This window comes from Francisella philomiragia subsp. philomiragia ATCC 25015 (assembly GCF_000156715.1).
Taxonomy (GTDB): Bacteria; Pseudomonadota; Gammaproteobacteria; order Francisellales; family Francisellaceae; genus Francisella; species Francisella philomiragia.
This window is the reverse complement of sequence record NZ_DS999319.1, coordinates 1-2,367: the sequence shown is the minus strand read 5'-3', so window position 1 is coordinate 2,367 and position 2,367 is coordinate 1. Positions and strand designations below refer to the sequence as shown.

The following is a 2,367-nucleotide window of genomic DNA, read 5'->3' as shown; positions in this document are numbered from 1 at the left end:
TAGAAATGATGATCAAGTCAAGATCAGAGGTTATCGTATAGAGTTAGGAGAGATTGAGAATCAACTAAGTTCAATAGCAGGGATTAAACAGTCATGTGTATTAGCTAAAGAGAATGAAGAAACAAATAATAAGTATTTGGTTGGTTACTATGTGGCTGATAAAGACAATTTTCTAACACAAGAATCAATACTCACTCAACTATCTAAGGTATTACCGGAGTATATGTTACCGAGTATATTGGTTGAACTTGAGTCTATGCCATTGACGGTAAATGGTAAGTTAGACAGAAGAGCGTTACCCGATCCAGAGTTTGTTAATGAAGATAGTTATGTAGCCCCTACTACAGAGCTTGAGACTACTTTATGTAATATATTTGCAGAGGTACTTGGCTTAGAGAAAGTTGGTATAACAGATGATTTCTTTAGAATTGGTGGTAATAGTATCTTAGCTATTAGGTTGGTTAATAGAATATCAAATAGTTTTCATATAGATTTTTTAGTGGAATATGTTTTTGACTTTAGAAATATTTGTTCTATTACTAACAGTTCTTTATTTAATTTGAATAATAAAAAATTTAGCTCAGAGGAGTTTTATTTGTGATAGTGAATTTATTAATTGATTTTAAAAAAACTGGATCAGCTATTTGGATTGAGAATCAAAGATTGAAAGTTCTTTTAACTGATAGAGCAAAAGAACAAGGTTACAAAAATAGTCTTGCTAAGAATAAAAATATACTGTTGCAAACACTTTCTTTGAATAATATTTTCACAAAAAAGCAATTTTTTGAAACAGAGATATTTAAAGGTTTAAATACAAAAAATGAGTTATCTTTGGCACAGGAAAGATTATTTTTTATAAATAATTTTGATTGTGATAATCCTGCATATAATATGCCTTTGCTATTATCGCTAAATAGAAATATTAAATTAAAGTCTTTAGAGCAAGCTTTTAATAAATTAATTGAAAGACATGAGGTTTTAAGAACTGTTATAAAAATAGATGGTAATGGAAAAGCATTTTTTGAAATAATAGATTCCGAATTAAAATTTGATGAGTATGATTGGAGTAATACCGATATCCAAGCTCAAATTACTAAAGATATTTCACGAGTATTTAATATAGAGTTAGAAATTCCTATAAGAGTTTCTATATATCATGATGAAAACGATATAAAACTTTTGATTAATACACATCACATTGCAAATGATGCTTGGTCATTGGATATAATCCTCAAAGATCTCAATGAGTTTTATAATGCTATTGAATATCAAACTAAGCCTAAATTAGCAAAACTTTCTATTCAGTATCAAGATTTTGCTATTCATCAAAGACAATATAGCAAAAAAATATTGTCACATGAGCTGATATTAAAATGGAAAAAAAGATTTGATAAATTTCCATATTTAGATATTCCAACAGATTATCAAAGAGTCAAGGGCCAAACTGCTTTAGCGGGTCATGTTTCTATACAGCTTGATGAGATAGTGTCAAAAAGAATAAGAAGTATAGCCAAATCCTCTGAAGTGTCATTATATACTATTCTGTTGAGTGCATACTTTGTGCTACTCAAAAGGTATACTGGCAGAACAGATATTGTTGTAGGTTCACCAGTATCGGGTAGAAATTACTATCAGATAGAAAACTTAGTTGGTTTTTTTGTAAATTTATATGCTCATAGATGTAAGATTAATGATAGTGATCATTTTTATGAAATATTAAAGCAGGTGAATGTTGCTGTTAAAGAAATGAATAACAAAGATCTAATACCATTTTCAATACTTGTTAATGAAGTTGAAAATAGAAAAGATATAGATCAGCATCCAATATTTCAAACAATACTATCCTTACAACCTTCTATAGATATTTCAGATAGTGATATATTTAGTAAATTATTTCAAAGATTTGATTATACAAGGTTAGATCTAGAAATGTTTGTATGTGATGTGTCTGAAAAATTTTTATTAAACTTTGTATATAAGAGGAGTCTATTCAAAGAACAAACGGTAAAAAGACTACTCGATCTGTATGTTAGTATTTTGCATCAAGTCGTAAAAGATATTGATATCCGTATTAAAGATATAAATATCTTATCTTATAAGGAATTTAATAAAATTGTCTATGACTGGAACCAGACGGATAGTGAATATCCTAGAGATAAGACGATATATGAGCTATTTGAAGAACAAGTAAAACAAAACCCGAATAATATTGCATTAGTATTTGAGGAACAACAGCTTACATATCAAGAGTTAAATAACAAAGCTAATCAATTAGCAAGATATATCCGTAAACAATATCAGCAAATAACAAGTCAAGAGCTAGAAGCAGATACATTGATACCACTATGTTTAGATAGAAGTCTTGAC

General features: G+C 28.5%; 2 protein-coding genes. Both read left to right on the top strand.

Annotation, left to right across the window (positions count from 1 at the left end; translation table 11 throughout):
• Positions 1–601: phosphopantetheine-binding protein (locus tag FTPG_RS09485; RefSeq protein ID WP_004288254.1), on the top strand; the 601-nt coding region annotated here is incomplete at its 5' end.
• A partial coding sequence (locus tag FTPG_RS09480; protein ID WP_004288253.1) for a condensation domain-containing protein occupies positions 598–2,367 on the top strand: 1,770 nt, incomplete at its 3' end. The genes FTPG_RS09485 and FTPG_RS09480, both read left to right, overlap by 4 nt.